The organism is uncultured Abyssibacter sp. (assembly GCF_964000955.1).
Lineage (GTDB): Bacteria > Pseudomonadota > Gammaproteobacteria > Nevskiales > OUC007 > Abyssibacter.
In genome coordinates, this window is record NZ_CAXFCL010000214.1 from 1 (window position 1) to 8,259 (window position 8,259).

Here is an 8,259-nt window from a genome sequence, read left to right on the forward strand (position 1 = left end):
AAGGCCCTGTCCGCGAAGAAGCGCGAGGCGCTCATCGAGCCGCTGAAGGCCTTGGGAGAGCACGGCCTCCGTTCGGTCTCCGCGAAGGCCATCGACGGCGGGAACATCAACACCCTCGAAGAGGAGGCCTTCGCCTCGCTGATCGAGGAGTTCAAGCCCGACCGGGTCATCATCGACTGCCCGGTCCACCCCAAGGGCATCCCCAACTTCAAGGCGCGGGTGCGGAAGTCGCCGGGCGTGGCGGACTTCCTCATCTCCCGCGACGAATCCGCGACGCTGATCAATGCCACCTTCATCGAGAGCAAGCTCGACTACGGCGTGGCCTTCGAGTTCGTTCAGAACCTGGTGGAAGAGGCGCGTGACGGCAATCACGACGTCTATCTGGCCGGGCAGCCGGCGCTGACGGGCTGGGTGTATCGCTACGAATCGGACATGTTCTGGATCTTCGCGATCACGCTGGGCGGTCTGGTGCTGTTCCTGGTGCTCTACATGCGCAACGTGGTCGGCGTGCTCACGCCGATCATCGTCAGCGGCGTGGCGGCGATCTGGGGTTTCGGCCTCACCGGGCTGCTGGGTGATCCGGTCGAGCCGCTGCTGATGATCGTGCCGCTGCTGCTGGTGGCGCGAAGTTTCTCCCACTGCGTGCAGTTCACCGAGCGCTTCTACGAAATCTACGCCGAGGTGCCGGACCGCAAGAAGGCGGCGGAGCTGACCATGGGCGTGATGATGGCGCCGTCGCTGCTCGGGATGATCACCGACATCGCCGGCATCTTCATCATCGCCATCGCGCCGATTCCGGCGATGGAGCGCTTCGCGCTGTTCTGCGGTTTCTGGGCGCTGTTCCTGATCCCGACCGGCGTGTTCCTGATCTCGCTGCTGCTGTCCGTGCTGCCGGAGCCCGGCAACGTCGACAAGCTGACCGGGCAGGGCGGCGAAGCTTCGCCGTTCATGAAGCGCTTCCAGTCTTTCCTGGAAGGCGTGGCGTCGCTGGCCCATGGTGGCCGCGCCCGCGTGACCACCATCGTTCTGGTGGCGCTGGGCGGGGTCGTGATCTACCAGGCCATGCAGATACGCATCGGCAACCCGGTGGAGGGGTCGAACCTGCTGTGGTTCGATTCGGAGTTCAACGAGGCCGTCCGCGCGATCAACAACAACTTTCCCGGCGTGAACACGCTGGAAATCGTGCTGGAGGCCAAGGACCCGAAGAATCCGAAACGTGTGGCCCGCCAGGCCGAGACCGTGATGACGGCGTTCCGCCTGCAGCGGATGCTGGAAAGCGGAGAGGACGCGCCGCGCGCGACGCTGTCCTACGGCGACTACCTGCTGGAGGGCAATCGGCTGTTCTCAGGCGGCAATCCCAAGTGGCTGTCCGTGGATCCGACCGACCAGGCGGTGAACGCGGCCGCGACGGCGGTGATGATCGGAACCAGCTCCAAGGCGTTCTCGCACGTCGCCGACTTCAACCTGCAGAACTCCACGGTGTCGCTCTGGTACCCGGACAACAAGCAGGACACGGTGGATGCCGCGCTGGCCAGCGCCAAGGCCGCGGTGGACAAGATCGGTACCGACTTTGACGACTTCCGGGTGCGGCTAGGCACCGGCACCATCGCCCTGCAACAGGCGACCAACTACGTGGTGGAGCGCTATCACTGGGCGGTCATCGGCCTGCTGAATCTGGTGATCCTGTGCCTGGCGACCTTCGCCTACCGCAGTCCGGTGGCGGCGCTGGTGCTGATGATTCCGGTCAACCTGTCGAACATCAGCCTGCAGGCGACCATGCATACGCTGGGCATCGGCCTGGACGTGAACTCGATGATGGTCGCCGCGATCGGCGTCGGCGTCGGGATCGACTACGGCATCTACCTGCTGTCCCGCATCTGCGAGGAGTATCACGAGCAGAAGGGTGACTGGGCCCGCGCGATCACCGTGTCGCTGCGCACCACCGGCAAGGCGATCATGTTCACCGCCACGATCATGCTGATCTCGATCGTCCCCTGGTACTTCCTGGCCGAACTGAAGTTCATGGCCGACATGGGGCTGCTGCTGACCATGGTCATGCTCATCAACATGACCCTCGCGCTGATCGTGCTGCCCCTGCTGGTCTGGCTGATCAAGCCGCGCTTCGTGACCCGGACCGACCTGATTGTTGGCGAGAGCATCGACCTGTCGCACTTCAAGCAGGACGTCGCGCCCCGCGACAACACCATGGCCATGGGAGCGATCTGATATGCGCCGACTCCAAACTCTTCTCGCCGTCCTGGCCGTCACCCTGGCGACGCCGGCCGCCGCGGTCAACGCGGATGTCCGCCACCGCGGCATTGCCCACGATGCGCTGTTCTCGGTGAACTTCGACGGCGCCAACGCGCTGGCGGTCGGCGCCGCGGGGACGATTCTGCGCAGCGAAGACGCCGGCGAGAGCTGGACCACGGAATCGGGCGTGCCGACCGAGTTCGCGCTTAACGGCGTCGCGCTGCGAGGCGAGCACGCCGTGGCGGTCGGTCAGCTCGGCGTGATTCTTCGTCGCGAGGACGACGGGTCATGGCGGGCGGTGGAAAGCCCGACCGAGGAGCGCCTGATGCAGGTCGCGCTGACGGTGGACGGGCGGGCCGTGGCGGTCGGAGCCTTCGGTTCGCTGCTGGTCTCCGATGACGGCGGCCGGACCTGGGAATCGGCGGCGCCTGACTGGTCGACCACCACCGACCAGGGCTTCGAGCCTCATCTATACGCGGTCGATATCGCCGAGAACGGCGCGGTGACCGTGGCCGGCGAGTTTGGCCTGATCCTCCGCTCGCCCGACGGGCATTCCGACTGGCGGGTCCTGCGCGAGGGCGAAGCATCGATCTTCGGCATGCATTTACGACCCGATGGTGTGGGGTACGCAGTCGGACAGAGCGGCACGATTCTCAAGACGCAGGACGGCGGCAAGACCTGGGTGGCCACGGCCGAGCCCGGAACCGTCGTCTGGCTCAACGTCCGGTCGGATGACAACGGCCGGGTGTATGTCTCCGGTATCCGCGAGATGGCAATCAGCGCGGATGGCGGAAGCACCTGGACCCGGCACACCGGGGACGAGTTAGGGGCGTTGTGGCTGGCTGGTCTCGACCGGTCCGTCAGCGCGGAGGGCAGCAGCGTGGTCGCGGTGGGGCAGGGTGGCCACGTCTTGAAAATCACGCCTTGAGGCGGAGAACAACGAGAGTCCCCACGGCCGTTATGCCGACACCCCAGGTCGGCGCCGAGCCGCGTGGCGACAGTGTGGAAGGAGGAGAGCGATGATCAAGACCGACGCGACTGGACGATGCATCCAGCGGCTATTCGCAGGGCTCGCCATGCCAATCCTGGCCATGACGACCACGGGGGCGCACGCGGACGACGAAAGCGTATGGGATGCCGTCAACTTCAGTTTTGGCGGATTTCTGCGCACGGAATCGGCATATTCCACGGTCGGGCGCGGCAACCCCAACAACCAGCTGAGCAATACCTACAACACCCAGGTGGTCGACCGTCAGGCCTATCTGCCGCCCGGCCTGCCGTCGGCGATTGTGGGTGGTCTTGGTCTGCCCTTGCCGGAGCTTTGGAACTGGGGTGACCCGGGGACCGAGTTCCCGGCGCTGCTCGGTTCGGATGCCAGCGAGGCCGCGGACCGTGGTGCCGAGATTCCCAATCGCGAGAGCGACTGGAACCTGAACATGCTGCGCGGCGAGTTCGAGACCAAGCTGCGTTTCGGCAACAACTGGAAGCTCACGGCTCGCATGCGCGCCGTGTACGACGGCGGCTGGGGCTACGAGGAGTTTGATGCGTCGTCGCTGCGCGACATCAACGACGGGGCCGGTATCGTCGGCGGTGATCCCGAGCTCTATCAGAACGACGTCAACTACTTCCAGTACCGGGTGGAAGGCGACAGCAATCCGCTACCGCTCGAATACGCTGGTGAAAACTACCTGATCGACTTCCCGGCGCTGGTGCTCGAATACAGCAACGGTCCGCTTTCGTTGCGAGCGGGCAACATGCAGATTGCGTGGGGGCAGGCCATCTTCTTCCGCGTGCTGGATGTCGTCGACGGACTGGATCTTCGTCGACACTCGGTTCTGGACTACGCACAGGAAGAGTTCGCGGATGAGCGCGTGCCGGCCCTGGGTATCCGTCTGGGCTATCAGGTTACCGACTCGATTCTGCTGGACTCCTACGTCAAGCAGTTCCGGCCCTCGGTCTACGGCAACCCGAACACGCAGTACAACGTGATTCCGTCGCAGTTCACGGTGCATGACCTCTACAAGGAAGGAGGCTACGACGACGAACTGAGCTTCGGTTTGCGTCTGCGTGGCAACGCCGGTGAGTTCGGCTGGCAGGCGGTTTATGCGCGGCGACACAATCCGGACGGCGTCTTCCGCTGGACCAAGTCCAACGTGGTGCATGAAATCGGCGGCGGCAGCACGGCCTGCGGTACCGTCGCCTGCTCGTTCAACCTGGTCTACAACTCTGACCCGACGCGGCAATTTGGCAGTGTCGGCGAAGCCTTGGCCAACTCGCCTCTGGAGGCCGCGCCCACGGGTGTTTATTCGGCGGACGAGTGGTTCGACTACGCGGCTCAGGTCCGACTCGACGGCGTCGCCGGTGTGAACACCCTCATCAGCGAGTTCGAGGGATCCATGGATGCCTATGGCACGCCGGTGGAAAACTACGAGCAGGCTTACGCCGAGCTGAACACCTTCTTCATCGCGGCTGATGACGCGTTCCGCGGACATATCGCCCGTGAGTACTTCGAGGAGGATGTGTTCGGCCTGGGTGGCAGCTATGTGGTGTCGGCGGAACCGGGCAGTGTGTTCGACCAGTTGATCATCAATCTGGAGGCGAGCTACACGCCTGACCGCACCTTCACCAACACGTCGCTCTCGCCCAGCAACTACATCGTCGAGGACTCCTGGGTGACCGCCCTGGTCATGGAGAAGTACTACCGGTTCAGCTACCGCTTCCCGGCGACGTACTTCGTGTTCCAGTGGATGCACCGCAGCGTGGATGATCTGTTCGGTCGCCACCTGTCCGGATACGGTGGTTCGCGGACGTCGACGCCCGATGGCGTGGATGGCGCGGATTATCTGGCCTTCGCGTTCCAGCAGCCGTTCCCGCAGGACATCTTCCGGATCGGTTTCGCGACGCTTTACGACACGCGCGGCAGCATCCTGGTCCAGCCCGGCATTCGCTGGAAGCCCAGTGGCTCGCTCGGCGTGGAGTTCTTCTACTCCTTCATCGACGGCTGCATGGCCAGCTGCAGCAACCCCAACGACACGCTGCTGTCCACGGCGGACTGGGCCGACGAGGGCACGCTGCGGCTGACCTACCAGTTCTGATCCGGGATGCGAAACCTACCCGTCAGTGTAGTGCCGGTGGCTGCCACCGGCTCTACGGTGATTCTGGCGGTGCCCCATCGGGCCTCGGGCGGGTGAACCCGTAACAGCGAAGACTGTGAACAGCACATCAACCCATCCACCCCAGCCAATGTGCGAGTGAGGAAACAGAGATGAGAATCAGAAAATACGACTTCGACTACGGTCGAAGAGAACTGCTCAGAAAATCGGCTCTCGGTGCGTCGGCGGGTGTGCTGGCTCCGTTGTGGCCCATGGTCGCGCACAGCGACAGCGGCGACATCAGCAAGGCCTATCCGGATGAACTGCTGTCCATCGAGGCCTACACCAAGGGCAAGATCAGCGTCGGAGATCGCGTGTCCGCGGCGAATGTCGAGCATGTGAAGGAACTGCTCGATCCGATCACCTACATGCAGATTGCCGAGCAGGGGCGCGAGATCGAGATCGTCGCGCCGGCCACCGATGTCGCCGACCTGTACAACAGCACCTTCCTGGACGCGACGCTGCGCAACAAGGGCAAGGCCAAGCTGGGCGAGGACGGCAACGTCTACGATCAGAGTGGCAGCCCCTGGGTTGGCGGCGTGCCGTTCACTGATCCGCAGCACGGCAACGAGGCGATTTCGAATCTCACGCTGTCCTGGGGTCGTCACGACTACGCCCAGTACGCCATTCGCCAGTGGGACCTGGACCCGGGCGGTGACACCACCTATCAGTACGACTTCGTCTGGGCGGAAATGCAGGTCCAGGCTCGCCTGGACGGCACCGTGTTCAAGAACAAGAAGGATTTGCTGCGCCTGCAGTCGGTCTGGTTCACGGCGCCGACCGACACCGCCGGATCATCGTTCCTGTCGACCTGGTATTACGACCAGCGCAAGTACCCGGATCTGCACGGCTATCTGCCGGCCTTTCGCCGTGTGCGTCAGTTCCCGACCAACCAGCGCTTCGAACCGCTGCTGCCGGGCATCACCTGGTTCCTGTCCGATGCCTGGGCCGCGGGCGATCCCATGCTCACCTGGGGCAACTACAAGATCGTGGGTCGTCAGCCGATGCTGGGTTCCGTGACCGGAAACTGGTGGGGCGAGGACGACAACTGGATGGCGCCGACGCAGGGTGGGCCCAAGGGCAAGACCTTCGTCGAGAGCAAATGGAGCATGTGCCCCGAGTGCATCATCATCGAGGCCGAGCCGGTGGGCTATCCGCGAGCACCGGTAGGCAAGAAGCGCGTGTGGATCGACGTGCGCAACCACCAGTTCGTGGCCTACGTGACCTACGACCGTCGTGGTGACATCTGGAAGTCCTTCCAGGCCGGCTGGAGCCAGTACAAGGATGGCGACAAGGTCATCAAGGACGAGAAGGGCAATCCCGACTGGTCCTGGCAGTACATCATCACCCACGACGTTCAGGCGAACCGCGTGTCGCGCACGCATCACACCAGAACCTGCGCCGGTGGGTACGACTCCCGTCTGGATACCGGCGGTGTCGACGTCTACAACAAGTTCCTGACCCCCAACGCAATTTCACGACTTGGCACGGTGTAGACGACCTTGGCCTCCGTGATCGGAGCCGCACGTCCCCCCGTATTGAAGCCGGCCTTCGTGGCCGGCTTTTTCTTGTCCGGCAGAGGGCGACTACCCCAAAAACTACCCGCGTGGGTAGCTCGTCCGGGAATCCGGATTTCTAGACTCGAAGCATAAGGACACAGAGACGCGGCGACCGGCGGCGTCAACGATCCGCCGGCCATGAACCGCGTCCCAACCGGATAGTCACCCGGTGCCATCAGGAGGAGACGCTGTATGGGCACGCTGATCAATATCGACAATGGCGGCACGCTGACCGACATCTGCGTGATCGATGGCGAGAAGGTCACGAGAACGAAGACACTGACCACGCCCTTCGATCTTTCAAAGTGTCTTTTCGAGGGGTTGTCAAAGGTTTCCGAGCAGATCTACGGAAAACCCAATCTTCTCGACCTTCTGCTGTCCGCCGACCATATCCGCTATTCCACGACCCAGGGCACGAATGCCCTGGTCGAACGCAAGGGTCCCCGCCTCGGGTTACTGGTCGACCGCCAGTTCGATCTCGATGCGCTGAAGGCCGGCGACGGCGCGGGCGAGTTGTTCGGCACCCTGATCGGAACGCGTCACGATGCGGTCGACGGCGGTGACGAGAACGGCATTCGCGCCGCGGTGGTCGCCATCAACCGGCTGGTGTCCGAAGGGGCCAATCGCCTGGTCGTGGCGTTCTCCGGGCCCGATCGTACCGAGCGCGAAAAGGCGTTCAAGAACGCCATGCTGCGCAAGTTTCCGCCGCAGATGCTCGGCGCGGTGCCGATTCTCTACACCCATGAACTGAGCGACGATGCCCGCGACACCCGGCGCGCCTGGACCGCCTTGCTCAACGCCTTCCTGCATCCGGCCATGGAGCGGTTCCTGTACTCCGCCGAGCATCGGCTCAAGGCGCAAAAGGCGCAGAACCCGCTGCTGATCTTTCGCAACGATGGCGGTTCCGCCCGCGTCGCGCGCACGGCGGCGCTCAAGAGTTATAGCTCCGGCCCGCGCGGTGGCCTGGAAGGCGCCCGGGCGCTGGCCCGGCACTACGAGTTGCCGCGCCTGCTGTCCATGGATATCGGCGGCACCACCACCGATGTGGGCGTGGTCGAGAACGGCGAGGTGCGCGAGGAGGACTACGGCCGCATCGAAGGCGTGGAAATCTCCATGCCGCTTTGCGACCTCGCCAGCGCCGGTGTCGGCGGCAGTTCCATCATTCGCGCCGACGACGGACGGGTGAAGGTCGGGCCGGAGTCGGTTGGCTCCGAACCCGGACCGGCCTGCTTCGGGCTGGGTGGTACGCAGGCGACGATCACCGATGCGTTCCTGGCGATGGGCCTGCTGGACCCGAC

General features: G+C 64.0%; 5 protein-coding genes. All 5 read left to right on the plus strand.

Features of this window, described 5'->3' with window-relative positions:
- Positions 1 to 2,226 (plus strand): MMPL family transporter (locus tag ABNS06_RS10440; protein WP_348674487.1); only part of this gene is annotated, 2,226 nt, incomplete at its 5' end.
- 1 nt (position 2,227) lies between these two features.
- Complete coding sequence (locus ABNS06_RS10445) at positions 2,228 to 3,178, plus strand: YCF48-related protein (protein ID WP_348674489.1); 951 nt, start codon at positions 2,228 to 2,230, stop codon at positions 3,176 to 3,178.
- A gap of 91 nt (positions 3,179 to 3,269) precedes the next feature.
- A complete protein-coding gene (locus tag ABNS06_RS10450) occupies positions 3,270 to 5,345 on the plus strand; it encodes a DUF1302 family protein (protein ID WP_348674490.1) in 2,076 nt (691 codons plus the stop codon).
- Positions 5,346 to 5,515: 170 nt separating this feature from the next.
- Complete coding sequence (locus tag ABNS06_RS10455) at positions 5,516 to 6,898, plus strand: DUF1329 domain-containing protein (protein WP_348674492.1); 1,383 nt, start codon at positions 5,516 to 5,518, stop codon at positions 6,896 to 6,898.
- Positions 6,899 to 7,153: 255 nt separating this feature from the next.
- A partial coding sequence (locus ABNS06_RS10460) for a hydantoinase/oxoprolinase family protein (RefSeq protein WP_348674494.1) occupies positions 7,154 to 8,259 on the plus strand: 1,106 nt, incomplete at its 3' end.

Excerpts from the sequence above, each read along its gene's own strand:
- ABNS06_RS10445 (WP_348674489.1), top strand. The coding sequence starts at position 2,228 with ATGCGCCGACTCCAAACTCTTCTCGCCGTCCTGGCCGTCACCCTGGCG.
- ABNS06_RS10450 (WP_348674490.1), top strand. The coding sequence starts at position 3,270 with ATGATCAAGACCGACGCGACTGGACGATGCATCCAGCGGCTATTCGCA.
- ABNS06_RS10455 (WP_348674492.1), top strand. The coding sequence starts at position 5,516 with ATGAGAATCAGAAAATACGACTTCGACTACGGTCGAAGAGAACTGCTC.